Source organism: Massilia sp. LjRoot122, assembly GCF_964252725.1.
Classification (GTDB): domain Bacteria; phylum Pseudomonadota; class Gammaproteobacteria; order Burkholderiales; family Burkholderiaceae_D; genus Telluria.
The window spans coordinates 2,047,023-2,065,519 of record NZ_CAXUPB020000001.1 but is presented as its reverse complement, the minus strand read 5'-3'; the positions used below and the strand labels follow the sequence as shown (position 1 = coordinate 2,065,519).

Below are 18,497 nucleotides of genomic sequence, written 5' to 3'. Positions count from 1 at the left end.
TTCTTATAGCAGTCGCGATTTACGAGCGTCAATCACGGCGGGCCGATCGACGCTGTTTTTAGCTTGTTTTAGTAAACAGACCCCGAACTCAGCAACTCGAGCTCGGCCAGCTCGAAGGCCGCGCCATTCTCGAAGCGCAGCCGGTATTCGCGGTAGGCGCCTGGTTTGGCAATGCGGAAGGGGCGCAGTTGATGCTCCCACGCGAAGGCTTCGCCGCGGCGCCGGTCCAGCGTCGTCCAGCGGCCCTTGGCGTCGCGGCCTTCGAGCGTCCATGCCAGCTGCGCCGGCGGCGTCCTGCCGCCGGTGATGGTGTAGTGGCTGACGGCGACCGGATCGGCGAACGCGAAGCCGACGCCGGCCCGTGCCGGCAGCGACAGCACGGTCGCGGCATCGTCGTCGACCAGCGCGGCGGCGGTGCTGCCAACCTCCACCGTGACCGCCCGCGCGCTGCCGGAGCGGTCCTTCATGACGGCGGGCCGGCGGCCTGGCTTGCTCATCGATGGGGGCAAGGCGCCGGGATCGCTGCCCCAGGCCGAGGGCGCGCTGCCCATCGTGAATTCCAGTGTGGCACCGGCGGCAATCTGCTCGTGGCCGATCCAGGGCCGGTTCCATGGCTTGCCGTTGACCTTCAGCGACTGCACGTAGACGTTCTCGGGGCTGTTGCCGTGGGCGATGACGGTGAGCGTACGCCCGTTGTCGAGGCGGACTTCGGCGCGCTCGAAGGCGGGCGAGCCGATCACATACTCGGGGGCGCCCATCCGCAAGGGATACAGGCCCAGCATCGCGAAGCTGTACCAGGCCGACATCTCGCCGTTGTCCTCATCGCCCGCATAGCCCTGGCCGATCTCGCTGCCGAGGTAGAGCCGGCCCAGCACCTCGCGCGTGAGGCGCTGGGTCTTCCACGGCTGTCCCGCGGCGACGTACATCCAGGGGATGTGGTGCGAAGGCTGGTTGCTGTGGGCGTACATGCCCATGCGGACGTCACGTGCCTCGGTCATTTCGTGGATCACCTGGCCATAACTGCCGGCAAAGCGGCGCTCGGCGGTTTCCGGGGTGGCGAAGAAGCTGTCGAGCCGCCGCGCCAGCGCCTCGCGCCCGCCCATCAGTGTCGCCAGGCCCTCGGCGTCATGGGGCACGGTGAAGGCGAAATTCCAGGCATTGGCCTCGGTGTAGTCGCCGCCCCACTCGCGCGGCTCGAAGCCGGCGGCCGGCTGGCGCCACTGGCCGCCGGCGTCGCGGCCGCGGAAGAAGCCGGTGGCCGGGTCGAACAGGTGGACGTAGTCGGCGGCACGGGCCCCGAAGTAGTCCGCTTCCTCGCGGTAGCGGCGCGCCCGCGCCGGATCGCGCTCTTCGCGCGCCAGGGCCTCGGCGAACCGGGCCAGGCCGAAGTCGTTGAGCGCGCCCTCCAGGGTCCACGACAGGCCTTCGTGGACGCTCGATTCGACGTAACCGCGATACATCGAGCGCCCCAGGCCCTTGCGGCCGACGTTCGATACCGGCGGCACGGCGCTGGCGTTCTTCAGGGCAGCCTCGTAGGCCAGGCGCGCATCGAAGCCGCGCACGCCCTTGCGCCACGCATCGGCGAAGGCCACGTCGGAACTGGTGCCGACCATCAGGTCCGCATAGCCCGGCGAGGACCAGCGCGCCACCCAGCCGCCGTCGCGGTATTGCTGCAGGAAGCCGTCGATCATCTCGCCGGCGCGCTGCGGCGTGAACAGCGCATAGGCCGGCCAGGTGGTGCGGAAGGTATCCCAGAAACCGTTGTTGACGTAGGTTTTACCGGCGCGGACGGGCGCCGAAGTGTTTTTGTCGGACCAGTTGCTCTGGTCGGCGTGGCGCCAGTCGGGCCGCTGCACGCTGCCGACATTTTCGTGGGCCACGTTCGGGTACAGGAACAGGCGGTAGAGATTGGAATAGACGGTGGTCAGCTGGTCCTCGCTGGCGCCCTGCACTTTCACCCGTCCGAGCAGGGCATCCCAGGCCGCCTGGGCGCGCTCGCGCACCGTGTCGAAGCCGGCGTCGCCGATTTCCTGGTCGAGGTTGCGGCGGGCCTGCTCCACCGAGATCAGGGAGGTGGCGATGCGCATCCGCACTTCGCCGTCGTCGGCGGCGAACTTGACGTAGCCGTTCGGGCGGCCGGTCTCGAGGCTGCCGCTGTCGCGCCAGCGCTGGTCGAAGCGGGCGAACACGAACATGCGGGCGGCGCCGTTCGACAGGCCGCTGCGCGTATCGGTGTAGCCCTGCAGGGTCTGGGTGGCCGCATCCAGGATCAGGCCGCCGCGCGCATCGACGTTGTCGAACAGGAGATTGGCGTCGCCCTCGCGCGGGAAGCGGAAGCGGAAGATCGCCGCCCGCTCGCTGGGCGCGATCTCGGCGCGGATGCCGTTGTCGAAATCGACACGGTAAACATGCGGGCGGGCCAGCTCGCGCTCGTGCGAGAACGGCAGCGCGCGGCGCGCACGGTCGGGGTCCGGGCGCCCGGAGGCGTTCGAGGGCATCACCTGGAAGGTCTGGCGGTCGCCCATCCAGGGGCTGGGCTGGTGGCTGAGAGACAGCGCCTGGAGGCGCGGCCGGTTGTCGGCATCGTTCTTTTCATTCCAGCGATACAGCCAGCCCAGCGTGCCGGCGTCGGTGACCGGCGTCCAGAAATTGAAGCCATGCGGCATCGCCGTGGCCGGGATGTTATTACCACGCGAGAAGCTGCCATTGGCCTGGGTGCCGCGCGTGGTCAGCACGTAGTCGGATGGACGGGCGACGGACATCCTGGCCTGCTCGCCGATGACGATATCGTCGAGCCAGCCGCTGGCAGCAGCCCCGCCCGCGGGCCGCAGCTCGACTTCGATCGCGCGGATGCGGCGCCCCTTCAAGGCGCCCAGCCTGACCGCCTTGTGCGCCCACTGCTGCGGATACAGCGTCTTCGACTGCGCCTGGATTGCCGCGCCGAGCCCCGCGCCATGATGGTCGCGCAAGCCCAGGCTGGAAATGCGGCTGCCGTCGTCGAGCACCAGGTCGAGCGACACGCCGGTGGAAGCTTCCGGATGTGCGCCGACGATCTCCGGCAGCACTTTCCAGGACAGCGTGGTGTCCTCGGCGATGAGGATGTCGACCTGGTACAGCTGCAGCCGCCCTCCCCCGCCTTCGGCTGCATAACGAAGGGCGCGCGTGCCGCTGTAGCCGGCCTTGGGCTTGGCCGCATAGGGACGTTCCGGGCCGCTGCCCGGCTCCACCCGCACACCGTCGGCTGCCAGGGTGACAGGGGCGGGATCGCCGGATTCAAACGAGGTGGCGAAGCGGGTGTCGGCCGCGCCGGCGGCAGCGCTGGCGAGCAGCAGGATCAGGGCCGGCAAGGGCCCGCGCATGGAAGTCGGCATCATGGTGCGGGAGAACTCCTGGGTAAAAGCATTGGTGATTGCACGGCGTCGGCCAGCGACCGGATCCGCAGGGCGGCGCGCAAGGCCTCGGTGGCGGCGGCGGATGTCACGCGCAGCGAGACCCGCTCGCCCGGCAGCAAGCTCAGCGCATTGTCGGAAAGTTCGGCATCGAGATCGCCGAAGTCGATCCAGACCGCGCGTGCCAGCCTGGATGCCGTGAGGTCGAGGACCTGGCCATCGCCGTCGCGGCGCAGTTCCGCGCGCAGGCCGGCGGACGTCCAGACCATCTGCTTCGCGGCCGCGAAATAGACCACGGCGCGCGCCGCCGGCTCGTCCTCTGACTGCAGATCGAATACCGCGACGGTGGACGCCGGATCGGCGCCGCCGAGCAGGTCGGCATCGAGGTAGGTTGCCGCCTTGGTGGCAGACAACGGCGCCAGGTCGACCTGGTTACGCTCGTCGCGTAAGACCTTGCCGTCGAGGCCCATCAGCCGCAGTCTCAGCGTCCCGCCAATCCGCCGGGTGCGGTCGTTGAGCAGGCTGACCGTGGTCGTGCCGCCGGGCTTGCGCAGGGCGGCGACCGCCACCGGCGCAAAGAAGCGGCGCGCATGGAAGTGCAGCGCCTTCCAGCGCCCGAACCAGTCCACGCTCGACCAGGACGCGCCCGGCCAGACGTCGTTGAGTTGCCAGTACAGCGAGCCCATGGTGAACGGGCGGCTGGCGCGGTGGTGCAGTGCCGCCAGCTCGATGCCCTCGGCCTGCATGGCCTGGCTCAGGTAGGCGAAATCGGAAAAATCCTTCGGCTCGCCGAATTCGTCGCGCACGTATTTCATCAAGCGCTCGTTGCCCTTTCCGGCCATGAACTTCTGGTGCGCCTCGACCACCGGCGTCGCGATGCCCTGCTCGCCCCGCGTGGCGAAGGCGTCGATCGTGCGCTGCACCGGCCAGGCCTGCAGGCCGTACTCGGACATGAAGCGCGGCGTGAGGTCCAGGTACTTCGTCACCGGATGCGCCGGATTGCCCCACACCTCCCAGTAATGCATGTCGCCGCTGGCCGGCGTGTTGGCGGGGTCGCGCAGATCGTCGCCGGGCGAACTGGACCAGTAGCCGATGCCGCCGCCCTCTTCCGCGACCACCTGGCGCAGGTCGCTGCCGAACAGCTGGACGTAGCCTCGCCAGACCCGGTCGGCGAAGGCCGGGTCGGCCGCCTTCAGGGTCTTGCCATGCCCCCAGTACTTCCAGGCGATCTCTTCTTCATTGTTGCCGCACCAGAGAACGATGCTGGGGTGGTTGCGCAGGCGGCGCACCTGGTCGCGCGCTTCGCTGACCACGCTGGCGCGGAAAGCGGCGTCATAGGCCGGCTGCATGCCGCCGCCGAACATGAAGTCCTGCCACACCATCAGGCCGAGCTCGTCGGCCAGCGCATAGAAATCCTCGTTTTCGTAGTAGCCGCCGCCCCAGCTGCGCAGCATGTTCATGTTGGCATCGCGTGCGGATGTGAGCACCCGGCGCAGCTGCGCCTTGCTGACCCGCGGCTGGAACATGTCGAAGGGGATGCTGTTCGCACCCTTGGCAAACACGGGAATGCCGTTGACGACGAAGTAGAAGCTGCTCCCCTGCCCGTCCGGGTCGCGGCGCAGCGCGACGCTGCGCAGGCCGGTGCGCGCGGCGATCCTGGCGACCGTGGCCCTGCCGGCGCCGACCTCGAGCTCATAGCGGTACAGCGGCTGGGCGCCGTAGCCGTTCGGGAACCAGCGTTGCGGCTGGTCGACGTGCACTGGCAAGTCAATGCGGTTCGCTCCCGCGCGCAGGTCGGCGCGACGCTGCGCTGCCAGGCGGCGCTTGCCGTCGGGTGCGGTCTGCCACAGGCGCAGCGCGAAGGTGCCGGCGCGCACGGCATCGAGGGTGGCGATCGCGACGAGGTCGGCGCGCGCCGCATCGACACGGTCCTGGCGCAGCTGCAGGTCGTCGGCGCGCACCGCATCCCAGCCCTGCAGGACAACCGGCTTCGAGATACCGGCGGTGACGTAGCGTGGTCCCCAATCCCAACCGTAGTGGTAGGCGGGCTTGCGCGCGAAGTTGCCGGTCATGGCGTCCTTGGGCTCGTCGCCATAGGGCGAAGGGTAATTGCCGGCGATCTTGTGCGGCATCGCCTGCACCTTGGGCAGCAGGGCCGCGATCGGCGAGCGGAACACGATGCGCAGTTCGTTCCCGGTCGCGCGCAGCTTGCCCTGTACGGGCACGCGCCAGGTGCGGTGGGCGTTGTCGGCCGCCAGCAGCCGCTCGCCGTTCAGCCAGACTTCGGCATAGGTATCGAGTCCGCCGAACACCAGCTCGCTGCGCGCCCTGGCCAGCATGGCGCGCGGAACGTCGAAAGTGCTGCGGTATTCCCAGTCGGCCAGGCCGATCCATTGCAGGCCGGCTTCCGCCGCGCCCACGTAGGGATCTGGGATAAGGCGGTGCGCCAGCAGGTCGGTGTGCACCGTGCCGGGCACCGATGCCGCGTGCCATTCCGTCGCTTCGGGATGGGCGGGCGCTTGCGCATGGCCGGGGACGAGGCGGAAGCGCCAGCCCTTGTCGAGGACGAGCTGCCCCGGCGTGGCCGCCATGGCCATGCCCGCGGCAAGCGCCAGGACGGCACACAGCATCAGTCGAGCGAGCTTCATGGCGCGGCCGCCTTCCAGTAGCGGGCTATCCATTCCTGGTGGCTCGGCATGGTGGAGACGGCCTGCGCCAGGGTGTTGCGCATGCCCTCGACGTATTCCACCAGCTTCTCCTCGGGCATCTCGTCCACGATCGGGTGATAGCCGCGCGGCAGGATGCCCTGGCCCAGCATCACCTGGACCCAGCTCGGCAGCGCAAAGAAATCCTCGCCGTGGCGGAAATAGCGCCCGTCGCTACGGAACAGGGCGATCGCCTCGCGCAGGCTGTCCGGGATGTCCATGCTGCGGCAGGCATTCCAGAACGGCGAATCGTCGCGTTCGGTCGCGTGGTAGTGCAGGATCAGGAAATCGCGCACCCGCTCGTACTCGAAGGCGGACTCGCGGTTATACCGGTCGGCCAGCAGCGGATCGAAGTCGCGCCGCGGGAACAGGGCCAGCAGGCGCGTGATGCCCGACTGCGCCAGGTAGATGCTGGTCGATTCGAGCGGCTCCAGGAAGCCACTGGCCAGCCCGAGGGCCACGACGTTCTTGTTCCAGAATTTCTTGCGCATGCCGGTGGTGAAGCGCAACTGGCGCGGATCGGCCAGCGCCCTGCCGTCCAGGTTCGCCAGCAGGGTCGCGGCGGCCTCGTCGTCGCTGATGTGGCGGCTCGCATAGACGTAACCATTGCCGGTCCGGTGCTGCAGCGGGATGCGCCACTGCCAGCCCGCGGCCTGGGCGCTGGCGCGGGTATACGGGGTGATCGGCGCCGTGCTTTCGCTGGGTACCGCCCACGCGCGGTCGCAGGGCAGCCAATGGCTCCAGTCTTCGTAACCGGTTTCCAGCGCGCCCTCGATCAGCAGCCCGCGGAAACCCGAGCAATCGATGAACAGCTCGCCGCCGACGGCTTCGCCGTTCTCCAGCATCACCGATTCGATGAAGCCGTCAGCGGCGCGCCGCTTCACGCCGACGATCTTGCCCTCGATGCGGCGCACGCCGCGCTCCTCGGCCAGCTCGCGCAGGAAGCGCGCGTACAGGGTGGCGTCGAAATGGTAGGCATAGGCGATGTCACCCAGCGGCGAATTCGGCGGCGCATTGCGGTCGCCGGGCGCGAACCTGCCCTGCGGCGCCATCACGGTCTGCGGTGAGTAGGCGCCGATCGGGCCTGCGCGCCCCGCCAGGTGCAGCTTGAGCCAGAACTGGTGGAAGGGCAGCGGCCCCAGCGAACGGCCGATGGCGCCGAAGCCGTGGATGTAGCTGTCGCCGATCCGGCCCCAGTCATTGAACTGGATGCCCAGCTTGGCGGTTGCCTGGGTCCGCTTGACGAACTCGGCTTCGTCGATGCCGAGCCACTGTCCGTTGAACATCCTGATGTGCGGAACGCTGGCCTCGCCGACGCCGACGATGCCGATTTCCTCGGACTCGATCAGGCGGATCGCCGTTCCCTTGCCCAGGTAAGTGGCCAGTGCGGCCGCGGCCATCCAGCCGGCACTGCCGCCGCCGACGATGGTGATGTTGTTGATCCTGTCCATTGCCCCGTCCTGAAAATGACAAAAACCCCGCGCCTGGCGGCGCGGGGGCATTGCTGCGGGATCAGAACTTGTAGTTCAGGCCCGCATACACGACGCGGCCGGCATAGCCGTTGGAGAAGAAGCGGTCCTTGGTATCGTTGCCAAGGTGGGCGCGGGTTTCTTCCTCGGTCAGGTTCAGCACCGACGCGGTCAGGCTCAGATGCTTGGTGAAGTTGTAGGCCACGTTCAGGTCGATCTGGCTGTACGGTTCTTCATAGACGTTCAAGCCGTTGACCAGGCCGTTGACCACTTCGCCGCGGCGGTTGTACGAGGCACGTGCCAGCCACTTGTCGGTCGAGTAGAACACGGTCAGGTTGAGCTGGTTCTTGGCGCTGCCGACCAGCGGCGACTTGCCGATCTCGGTGCCGTCCTCGAGGGTGATGGCGGCCTGGTTGGTCTTGTTGTACGTGTAGTTCACCTGGAAGCCGAGGCCGGACTGCAGGGTGTGCTGCGCATACAGTTCGACGCCCTGCGACACCGCGTCGCGGCCGCCGGCACTGGTCGAGTAGTTCTGCACCGTCACGGTCTGGCCGGCGATCTCCATCGACATGTCGACCACCACCGGCACCGCGAAGTTGCTCACGTTCTTGCGGAACAGGCCGGCGCCGAGGACCGAGCCGCGGTCGAAGTACCATTCCAGGCCCAGGTCGTACTGGGTGGCCTTGTAGGGCTCCAGGTTCTTGTTGCTGCCCGAACCGAACCAGCCCTGCTGGTCGCCGCCGCCGATCAGGCGGCGGTCGTTGACGTATTCCTGGCTGTAGTAGTTCAGGCCGCCCGGGAAGGCGATGTCGCCGTAGCTCGGACGCGCCACCACCTTGGACGCGGCGCCGCGCAGCAGCAAAGTATCGCTCAGCTCATAGGCCAGGTTCAGGCTCGGCAGCACGTCGTTATAAGTGCGGTCGAGCGAGCTGATCTCGAAGGACGACTTGCGCGCGGTGCTGTCCGGCAGCCTGGTGAAGCCGCTGGTGCAGCCGGAACCGGCCGGTGCGCCGAGCGCCGGCAGGCCACCCGCCCGGCAAGGCGCGGGCGCACCGTTGGCACCGTTGTAGAAGTAGTCGTTGTAGCTTTCGACCTGATCGGTCGAGTCCGCATGCTGCCTGGTCCGCACATAGCGCAGGCCGAGATTGCCGCGCAGGCGCTCCATCTTGATGTTGGCCTGCAGGTAGGCCGCAGAAATCTTCTCGTCGACGTGGTAGACGAAGTTCTCTTCGTTTCGGGTCTGCATCGCGCCGTAGGTCGCATCCAGGTGGGCGATGTAGGCCGGGTAGTTAATCGCCGGGAAGGCGCTGGTCTTGATGCCGCCAGCCAGGTTGCCCAGGGATTCCGAGTACAGGAAGGATGGCTGGAAGCGGCTGGCGGTCGAGTCGCAACCGGCCTGGTAGCGCTTGTCGTAGTCGGCCGGGCTGGCCCCCTTGCACACCCAGTAGTTGTTGCCGGTGCTGCGGCTGGTGCCGCCGTCGCGGTACTTGGCGCCGAACTGCAGCGAATCCAGCCAGTTGCTGTCGGTACGCCAGGTGAGATCGGCCTGGGCGAATTTCTGCTGGGTGCTGTTGCGGGTCCAGGAAGACGAGGTCGAGCCGAGGTCGATCTCGCCGATGCCGTTCTGCAGGTTCTGCATCAGGGCCGGCGCAAACGTCATGGTCGGGGTGCCGGACAGGTCCCAGGCGCTGGCGGTGTTGCCGAGGGCCCAGCTGCCGTCCGCATTCTGGCGGCGCGGCTTGATCGGCATGCCGAACTGCAGTTCCGGACCGCCGCCGGCCCAGGTACGGCCGGCCGTGACGTTGACGTCCAACGACTCGCCGCGCCATTCGGCGGTGAAGTCGAAGACTTGCGAGCGCGCCTTCTCGCGGTTGTAGCTGCCGGTGATCTGCGGGGTCGGAATGGTGCAGTCGTCCGGGCCGAAGCCGCCGGTGTTGGTCAGGCCACCGGCCTTGGCCGCATCGCCGCTGCAGTAATAGGTCTTGCCGGGGCGCGCGCTGTACTGGGCGCCGGTGACGATGGTGCCGCTCGGGTCGAAGCTGAGACCGTCGAGCAGGCGTCCACCCGGCCAGTTGCCATCGCCGTCATAGCGCGCCAGGTTCCATTCCGGGACCTTCAGGGTATTCGTCTGGGAATTCTGCGACAGGTCGAAGCGGAAGTAGTTCGCCGTCAGGTTCAGGTTGCGCAGGGGCTTGAACTGCAGGGTCAGCTGGCCGCCCTTGCGCTCGCGCTCCTCGCTCTTGACGTTCAGGTTGACCGAGGTCGGCATCATGAAGTTCGTGTAGTACTTGCCGTTCTGGTCGTAAAAGCCCGACTGGCCCCACCAGTAGGAGTTCAGGTCTGATTCCTTGCCGTTGACGTCGGTCGCCGGGTTGGTCCGGTAGTTGTCGCCATACCACTGCCAGTTTTCGGTGCTGGCGCCCATGGTGCGGGTGGTGCGCTTCTGCTTGGTCAATCCGACCAGCACGCCGAAGCGCTTGCTCTCGTCGTGCCAGGCATACTGGCCGGAGAGCTGGCCGTCGGCCTTCTTGGTGGTGTCGGCCCAGGTGCCTTCGGCATTGATGAAGCCGCTGCCCGATTCCACGTCCAGCGGGCGGCGGGTGCGCAGGATCACGGTGCCGCCGATGCCGCCTTCGTCGAGGCGCGCTTCCGGCGTCTTGTACAGCTCGGCGCTGGACAGCATGTTCGACGGCATCAGCATGTAGTTGAAGGAACGGGTCGGATCGCCATTCGATTCGGCGGTGGCGACGTAGTTGCCGTTCAGCTGGGTCAGGGTCAGTTCCGACGACAGGCCGCGCACGCTGACGTTCTTGCCCTCGCCGCCGCTGCGGCTGACGACCACGCCCGGCACGCGCTGCAGCGCGTCAGCCACGTTCTTGTCGGGGAACTTGCCGACGTCTTCGGCGGTGATCACCTCGACGATCGAATTGGCATTGCGCTTCTGGTCGAGGCTTTTCTCGATCGCATAGCGGTAGCCGGTGACGACCACGGTGGCCGCCGCGTCGGCCTCGGCCTGTTTTTCTACCGGCGCATCGGTCGCATTCGCGGCCGGCACGGTTTGCGCGTGGGCGTTGGAAAGGGATAGCAGAGCGAGGCCGACCGCCATGGCGATCGGGGTGGCGCGGAAAAGGAATTGCCGCGATGCGAGTTGAGTCCTTGAGGTCATGCGTGTCTCCTGATGTGCCCGATGTCGGGTTTATTTTTTTGGAATTGCGGCAGGCATCGCGGTGCATCCTGAGGATTTACTAAAACCCTCGCGACGGTGCTTGCAGCTCGCTGGAACCCTTCATTCCATAGGAGAGTATTTATACAAACGAAAATAATGGCGATCAATAAACTTTCAAAAATCGGCGAAAGTTTAGCGCCGTTTAGTAAACGACTATGGGCGACGCGATGCTGGCGACCGGTCCTCGCCTGCCCTTGCGGTCGAAGGCCGCGACCCGGATCGTGCCGCGCTCCGCGATCGGCCCGGTCACCGGCCTGCTGGCCGGCGTCGGATCGCTGCCGTCGCTGGTATAGCGCAGCACCATCCCGGGCAGCACGTGGTTGGCCAGCACCCTGCCTCCGTCGAGCACCAGCCCGGGCGGCGCGATGCGGTAGGCCACATCGGAGCCGTCCAGGTCGAGGCGCGGCAGCACGCGCTGGCCCAGCGCGTTGACGAAGCCCGACCACGCGCTGCGCTGCAGGACCGCGGCCTTGACGGGGTCGGTTGTGGTGGCCCAATCCGGATCGGCCGCCCAGGCGCGCTCGGCCAGGGCGGCCAGGCGCGGCATCACCAGGTAGTCGATGCGGCCCGGATCACGCGCGGTTTCCGCGAACAGGTTGGCCTGGATGCCGCGCACGCGGCGCTTGCCGTAGTCGGTCAGGCGGTCCTTGCCGATGCGGGCGGCTTCCGGCGCATCCCGCATGATGTCGAAGGGGACGAAATCGTAGACCGTGTCGAGTTCGACGTAGGCGCCCCAGTTGACGCCGTGTTCTTCCGGATTGGCGTTGTGGGCCATGTCGAAGTAGGTGCGCGTCACCGGCGTGAGCACGATGTCGTAGCCGGCATTGGCCAGGCGGTAGGCCAGGTCTTCGGCGCCCACCGTGTTGTTCCACACGTAGGCGATGAAGCCGTTTCGGGTAAAGCGGGGATTCGGGATCAGCTTCGATGCACCGTCCAGCCGTGTCTTGCGCGCGGCCAGTTCTTCCCAGCCCGAGGTCACCATGCCATGCTTGCGCACGATGGCGTCGACGCGCTCGTAAAAATAGTCCCACAGGTCGGCGCTGGTCTCGAGCCCCTGCTTGCGCATCATGGCGAGGCTGGCGGGAGACTTTTCCCAGGCGCCGTTGGCCAGTTCGTCGCCGCCCATGTGGATCGTCGCCAGGGGGACGCCGGCCTCGCGGTGCAAGGCCGCGACCTCCCTGACGACATGGTCGATGAAGGCATAGCTCGACTCGAGTCCGGGATTGATGACGTTGTCCCTGAAATACTGGGCCGACAGGTACTCGGAGCGGTCCTCCAGGTCGTTGAGCAGGTAGCGTGAGGCATCGCGGCTCCCCTGCGCCCGCAGGCGCTGGTAGCGCGCCTCCATGGCCTGCACGGCGGCGCGCGCATGGCCGGGCATCTCGATCTCGGGGATCACCTCGATATGGCGCGCCTTCGCGTAGCGCAGGATCTCGATGTAGTCGGCGCGGGTGTAATGGCCGCTGCCGGCGGGGTCGCGCGGATCGGGGCCGGAGCCGTAGGCCGGCTGCAGGCGCAGCCCCGGCCTGGCGCTGTGGCCGCGGACGGCGCCGATCGCGGTCAGTTCCGGCAGGCCGGCGATCTCGATGCGCCAGCCCTCGTCGTCCGTCAGGTGGAAGTGGAACTTGTTCAGCTTGAAGCGCGCCATCAGGTCGAGCCACTTGAACACGGTCTTCTTGCCGTGGAAGTTGCGCGCCACGTCCAGCATGAAGCCGCGGTAGCCGAAGCGCGGCGCGTCCACGATCGTCAGCTCCGGGAGCTCGAGCAGCGACGCGCCGGGCAGCGGCATCAGCTCGCGCAGGGTCTGCAGGCCATGGGCGACCCCGGCGGCGCTGTTGCCGATGATGTCGATGCCGCCGGCGCTGCCGATCGCGAGGCGGTAGGCCTCCGGCGAGGCTTGCCCTTCGACGGCGCCCACGCTCAGACGCAAGGATGGCCCGCCTCCTGCAGGAAGGCCCGCCGGGAACAGCGAGCGCGCCAAGGCCGCCTCGTTGGCCAGCGCCGCGGATGCGCTGACGGCCGGCCGTCCCGCCAGCGCCAGCCGGCCGGCGCCGGGCCGCAACTGCAGCGGCGTCGGCAAGACCGGCGGCAGCTTGGCCGCGGGCAGCAGCTCGGCGCGCGCATTGCGCCAGTAGGTATCCTCCGGCGACACCGCCGAATGCGGGCTGCCCACCTTGCCGCGCTGCGCCGGCTCGGTCAATGTCGCCACCGTGAACTGGAGCGGCACCGCCGCATCCGGCGCCGCGTCGTAGACCAGGTAAGGCCCGCTGGGCGAGCGTGAGGGCATGAACACCGCATCCCTGTGGAGGTAGGCGAATTCCAGCGTCTGGCCGGCGGCCAGTCCCTTGAAATCCGGGCCGGGGCGCAGGCGGAACAGGCCGCCGGCGACCTGCTCCAGCACCAGTCCACGCGACTGCACACCGGCCGGCATACGGTCGATGCCGGTGAAGTACAACGACCAGCCGGACGGCGGCAGCGCATGCCTGTCCTGGTTGCTCAGGATGAAGCGCGCCGGCGAGCCGCCCTGCGGCAGCTGCAGGCCCGCCGGCTTGCGCTGCAGTTCCCAGCGCAGCTGCAGGCGGGGGCCATCGGCCAACTCGGACGCCGCCACAGCGACGGACTGCAGCGCCATCAGCACAGCCAGCAGGCTTGACACCATCGTGGCCCTGCCCATCATCGTCTTCTTCATTCGTTCTCCTCAGCCGGCCGTCCTGGTGCGGGCGAACAGCCGCTCGATCTCTTCCAGCGACTTGCCCCTGGTCTCGGGCAGGAAGAAGCTCGCCGTGATGAAGTAGACAAGGGTGCAGGCCGCCCAGAACAGGAACATCATGTGATAGCCGAAGTTGCCCACGATCGGCAGGAAGGCGCCGGCGATCAGGGTGCCGGTGCCCTGGTTGATCAGGAGGGCCACGCCCATGCCCACCGAGCGGATCCGGGTCGGCATCAGCTCGGACAGCGCCAGCCAGACGCACACGCCCGGCCCGATCGAGAAGGCGGCGATGAAGCCGGCGATGCAGAGCGCCGCCAGCAGCCCGCTGTTCCTGTCGGGGATCGGGCCGAAGCTGGCGCGCAGGATCCGCAGGGGCGCCGCACCAGCGCCCGCGGGAGGCCGGATGGCGATGCGCTGGGCAGACGCCTCGGGGGTGGAGGTGTAGGCTTCGGCCAACTGCTGTTTGTCGCCGTATTGGTAGAGGATGGTCAGCTGCACCGGCCCGGCGGCGGACTGCGCAAAGCGGGCGGCGCGCACATCCAGGTCGAGCGCATTGCCGCGCACCAGGGCCGCCACCTCAGTACGAACGTCGACGCGTTGGGCTTCGAAGCGGTGGAACAGCAGCGCCAGCAGGCACAGCGACACCATGATGCCGGCGGTGCCGATCCTGAGCAGGAACACCCTGCCCTTGCGCTCGACCAGCATGATGGCGAAGACCGTCATCACCATGTTCAGGATCTTGATGGTGGTGCCGTAGCCGGCCGCGCTCACCGGATCGAGCCCGGCGTGCTGCAGGATGGTCGACATGAACTGCAGGATGGAATTGATGCCGGTGGCCTGGTTGCAGCCCAGGATCACGCAGGCCAGCACGAAGGGCAGCACGTAGCGCCGCTCGGTCAGCATCCCGGCCAGCGCCGCGCCGCGGCCGAGTTTGGGGCGCGCCCTTTCCTGGCAGAGTGCCGCTTCGATCTCGGCCACCTCGGCCTCGCACTGCGCCGCCGGCCGCAGGCGCGCCAGCACGCTTGCCGCCTGCGCCCTGCGCCCGCGCCGGATCAGCCAGCGCGGCGATTCGTTCACGAACAGGCAGCCGAGCAGGAACAGGCTGCCCGGATACAGCACCGCCAGGAACATGCTGCGCCAGGCACGGTCCGCTGCGGCGGCGCTGGCGGCGGCATCGCTGCCGGCGGCCTGGATCGCCAGTTCGGCGTTGCCGAGGTAATGGTTGCCGATGAAGGCAGCCAGCACGATGCCGGCCGTGAGCGCGAACTGGAACAGGGCCAGCCCGCGTCCGCGCTGGCTGGCGGGCAGGCACTCGGCCAGGTAGAGCGGCACCACCACCGCGATCACCCCGCCACTCAGGCCCTGCACCAGGCGCCCCAGCAGCAAGGGAATAAAGGATTGCGACAGGTAGATCAGGGTCACGCCGCCGACGAACAGCAGCGCGCTGACCACCATCATCGGCCGCCGCCCCAGCCAGTCGGCCAGCATGCCGGCCACCACCGAGCCCAGGATCGAGCCGCCCATCACCGCCGCCACCACCAGCGACAGCTGCGCTTCGCTGAGGCTGGTGGCCCGGTGCAGGTAGGGCAAGGCGGGATCGATGATGCCGATATCGATCCCGTACAGGAGTCCGCCCATGCCGCTGATCGCGGTCAGGAACAGCAGGTGCAGGCGCTGCTTGTTGTGTGTCGACATTGCTTGCCTCGGATGCGCAGGTTGAATGACGCCGGCGCAGCCCGCATGCTGGCGCATTGTCGGCAACATATCTTAATCGCAATAGTCGGCAATAACGGTGGAAGTGGGTTTTCGGTCCTTCTGTTTAGTGAACAGGCGCGCAAATACAGACGGCCGCAAATTCGTTACAAGTCTTCGACAAATCTTGCCTATTTCAAGATACAGGCCTCGCCTATCCTCCACTTTCCACATTAGACACAGGACAGCCGATGGCCACTCAACCTCACCTCATTCTGGGCATGCTGACGACGGCCTGCCTGCTCGCCGCATGCGGTGGCGATGATCCGGCGCCTCCGGTGCCGCAGATCGCGACCGTGTTTAGTACATCGGCGGACGGTTGGCAGGGTGCGTATGCCGACTACCATGCCGAGACCGAGCCCAGGGACGTCGTCTGGGAGCCGCGCGCCCTGCCCGCTCCCTTGTCCGGCCAGGCCTATTACACCGGCGGCACGAATCGCAGCGACGACCTGTTTATCTACAATAAGAAGAAGTTCAGCGGCTATGCGCCCGCCAGGCAGTACAAGCTCAGCTTCGAGATCGAGATCGCGACCAACCAGTCGTCCGGCTGCGTGGGCGTCGGCGGCGCACCCGGCGAAAGCGTGTACGTCGTGGCGGGAGCTGCGCCGACCGAACCGAAAACCGTGCTCACCGGCGGCGAATACGTCGTCAACCTGGAGCGCGGCAACCAGGCCACGCCGGGCGCCGCCTCCCAGGTGCTTGGCAACGTCGCCAACGCCGTAAAGGATTGCGGACCCCAGCAGTACCAGACCAAGACGCTCAAGAGCACGGCGCCGCTGACCGCGGCCAGCAATGCCAACGGCGAGATCTGGGTCTTCTTCGGGATCGACTCCGGCTTCGAGGCAAAGAGTGCGGTCTTCTACAAGTCGATCAAGGTCGCGGTCGAAGCGGCGCACCTGGATTGATTAGCGCCACTCATAAGGCCATCAAGAATTCAACAATACTCAGTGTGGGCAGCACGCGCGACAATCGGGGAGAACATTCACTCGACTGGAGCACCATGAACGCACACACTGAAAACGACTCAAGCGCCGGAACCGATACCGGACGCCGCAAGCTGCTCAAAATGACCGGGACCGGCGCCGTCGCGCTGGGCCTGGCCATGGCGGCACCTGGGCAGGCTGCGGCGCAGCCGCGACTCCGGCTCGGCGACAAATGGGACAAGACCTTCCCCAGGAGCGACAAGGTCGAGCACAGGAAAGTCAGCTTCAGGAACCGCTACGGCCTCAGGCTGGCGGCCGACCTGTACCAGCCGAAGAACGCCGGCGGCAAACTCGCGGCGATCGCCGTCAGCGGTCCGTTCGGCGCCGTGAAGGAACAATCCTCGGGCCTGTATGCGCAGACCATGGCCGAGCAGGGTTTCGTCACGCTGGCCTTCGACCCCTCGTATACCGGCGAAAGCGGCGGCGAACCGCGCCACGTGGCCTCGCCCGACATCAATACCGAAGATTTCAGCGCCGCGGTCGACTTCCTCGGCCTGCAGCCGAACGTCGACCGCAAGCGTATCGGCGTGATCGGCATCTGCGGCTTCAGCGGCATGGCGCTGACCGCCGCCTCGAGCGATTCGCGCATCAGGGCGGTGGCCACGGCGTCCATGTATGACATGTCGCGCAGTATGAGCCGCAGCCATCGGGACAGCTATACGCTGGAACAGCGCCGCAAAGTGATCGACTACCTCGGCGAGCAGCGCTGGAAGGATGCCGAGAGCGGCAAGTACGCGCTGGGCTACCACGAGCTACCGTTCGACGAACGGGGCAACATCGTGAAAGGGACCCGTATTCTTCCCGAGACCCTGCCCAGGGATCCGGACCCGGTGCTGGCGTCCTTCTTCGATTACTACCGGACGAAGCGCGGCTGCCACCCACGCGGCATCAATTCGACGACCGCCTGGACGGCCACGACGCCCATGTCCTTCTTCAGCTTCCCGATGGCAGCCAACCTCGAGATGATTGCCCCGCGCCCGGTCCTGCTGGTGGCCGGCGAAAAAGCGCACTCGCGCTATTACTCGGAAGATGTCTACAAGGCGGCGCAGGGTGCCGGGGAACTGCTGATCGTGTCCGGTGCTGACCACGTGGACCTGTACGACCGCCTGGACAAGATTCCTTTTGACAGGCTGACCGCCTTCTTCCGGCAGCACCTGGCATGAAACGATGGTTCAAACCCGGCCTGGGCTTGCTGTGCGCCGCCGGGGTCAGCGCGTGCGCCTACATCTACCCGTCGACCGGACAGCTGCATGAACCCGCGACCCTGCAGGCATCGCCCCAGTACCGCGACGGCGAATTCCGCAACGAGGTGGCCTCCCCGCCCCGTCCGGGCGGCCTCGGCTTCATCATGGCCGTGATCCGCGGGCGCTTCGAACCACGCGACCGTCCGGCGCCGACCGTCGCGCTACCGTCCGTCAAGACCGACCTGGCGAGCCTGCCGCTCGCGCAGGATATCGTGGTGTGGCTGGGCCACTCCTCGTATTACGTGCAGATCGGCGGCAAGCGCATCCTGGTCGATCCGGTCTTCAGCAGCTACGCAGCGCCCATTCCCGGTATGGTACGCGCCTTCGACGGCACCAGCCCCTACAGCATCGACGAGCTTCCGCAGATCGATGCGGTGCTGATCACGCACGATCACTACGACCATCTCGACTACAGGACCATGAAAGGGCTCGCGCCGAAGACGCGCCTGGTGATCGCGGGCTTGGGCAACGGCGCCCACCTCCGGCACTGGGGCTACCCGCCTGAAAAGATCCGGGAAATGAGCTGGCACGCTACGGTGGAGATCGCGCCCGGCCTGCTGGCCCACGTGCTGCCGGCCCAGCACTATTCGGGCCGCTTCATGAAGCGCAACCAGAGCCTGTGGGCCAGCTACGCGCTGCAGACGCCGCAGCGCAAGCTGTACTTCAGCGGCGACACGGGATTCGGGCCGCATTTCGCCGCCATCGCCAGGCGCTTCGACAGCTTCGATTTCGTTGCGCTGGACGCCGGGCAGTACAACGTCCGCTGGGCCGACATCCACATGAACCCCGAAGAGGCATCGCGCGCGGCCGAGATCCTGAATGCCCGCGCGCTGCTGAGCGGCCACGCGGGCCGTTTCACCCTGGCGCGCCATGCCTGGGACGAACCTTTCGAGCGCGCCCTCGCCGCCAGCAAGGGAAAGCGCTACCGGCTGCTGACGCCGCGCATCGGCGAACCGGTCCTGCTGGCCGATCCGCTCCAGACCTTCCCGTACTGGTGGAAAGGCCTGGAATAGCGGCGC

The 18,497-nt window shown here is 67.3% G+C and carries 9 protein-coding genes; 3 read left to right on the top strand and 6 right to left on the bottom strand.

The window, feature by feature from the left end; translation table 11 throughout:
* Positions 1-68: 68 nt before the first annotated feature.
* The 6 genes from ACSQ25_RS09165 to ACSQ25_RS09140 all read right to left on the bottom strand — a co-directional run bounded on the left by ACSQ25_RS09165 (position 69) and on the right by ACSQ25_RS09140 (position 15,194).
* Entirely contained in the window at positions 69-3,374 is a 3,306-nt protein-coding gene (locus ACSQ25_RS09165) for a GH92 family glycosyl hydrolase (protein ID WP_436105380.1), read from the bottom strand.
* Positions 3,371-6,037, bottom strand: coding sequence for a beta-mannosidase (locus ACSQ25_RS09160; protein ID WP_436105379.1), 2,667 nt, complete (start codon positions 6,035-6,037; stop codon positions 3,371-3,373). The genes ACSQ25_RS09165 and ACSQ25_RS09160 overlap by 4 nt, the downstream gene beginning before the upstream one ends.
* Positions 6,034-7,545 (bottom strand): tryptophan halogenase family protein, encoded by a 1,512-nt coding sequence (locus ACSQ25_RS09155; protein WP_436105378.1) that lies wholly within the window; start codon positions 7,543-7,545, stop codon positions 6,034-6,036. Before ACSQ25_RS09155 ends, ACSQ25_RS09160 begins: the two co-directional genes overlap by 4 nt.
* A gap of 61 nt (positions 7,546-7,606) precedes the next feature.
* Complete coding sequence (locus tag ACSQ25_RS09150) at positions 7,607-10,729, bottom strand: TonB-dependent receptor (RefSeq protein ID WP_436105377.1); 3,123 nt, start codon at positions 10,727-10,729, stop codon at positions 7,607-7,609.
* A 202-nt stretch (positions 10,730-10,931) separates the two neighbouring features.
* Positions 10,932-13,478 (bottom strand): family 20 glycosylhydrolase, encoded by a 2,547-nt coding sequence (locus tag ACSQ25_RS09145; RefSeq protein WP_436105376.1) that lies wholly within the window; start codon positions 13,476-13,478, stop codon positions 10,932-10,934.
* A 9-nt stretch (positions 13,479-13,487) separates the two neighbouring features.
* A complete protein-coding gene (locus tag ACSQ25_RS09140; protein ID WP_436105375.1) occupies positions 13,488-15,194 on the bottom strand; it encodes an MFS transporter in 1,707 nt (568 codons plus the stop codon).
* Between the two features lie 248 nt (positions 15,195-15,442).
* On the opposite strand from ACSQ25_RS09140, the gene ACSQ25_RS09135 reads away from it, so the two are divergent.
* The 3 genes from ACSQ25_RS09135 (at position 15,443) to ACSQ25_RS09125 (ending at position 18,491) form a co-directional block, all read left to right on the top strand.
* Positions 15,443-16,156, top strand: coding sequence for a hypothetical protein (locus ACSQ25_RS09135; protein ID WP_436105374.1), 714 nt, complete (start codon positions 15,443-15,445; stop codon positions 16,154-16,156).
* A 95-nt stretch (positions 16,157-16,251) separates the two neighbouring features.
* Positions 16,252-17,397 (top strand): alpha/beta hydrolase, encoded by a 1,146-nt coding sequence (locus ACSQ25_RS09130; protein ID WP_436105373.1) that lies wholly within the window; start codon positions 16,252-16,254, stop codon positions 17,395-17,397.
* The gene (locus ACSQ25_RS09125; RefSeq protein ID WP_436105372.1) at positions 17,394-18,491 is read left to right on the top strand and encodes an MBL fold metallo-hydrolase; all 1,098 of its coding nucleotides are present in this window, start codon (positions 17,394-17,396) and stop codon (positions 18,489-18,491) included. Before ACSQ25_RS09130 ends, ACSQ25_RS09125 begins: the two co-directional genes overlap by 4 nt.
* Positions 18,492-18,497: the final 6 nt, after the last annotated feature.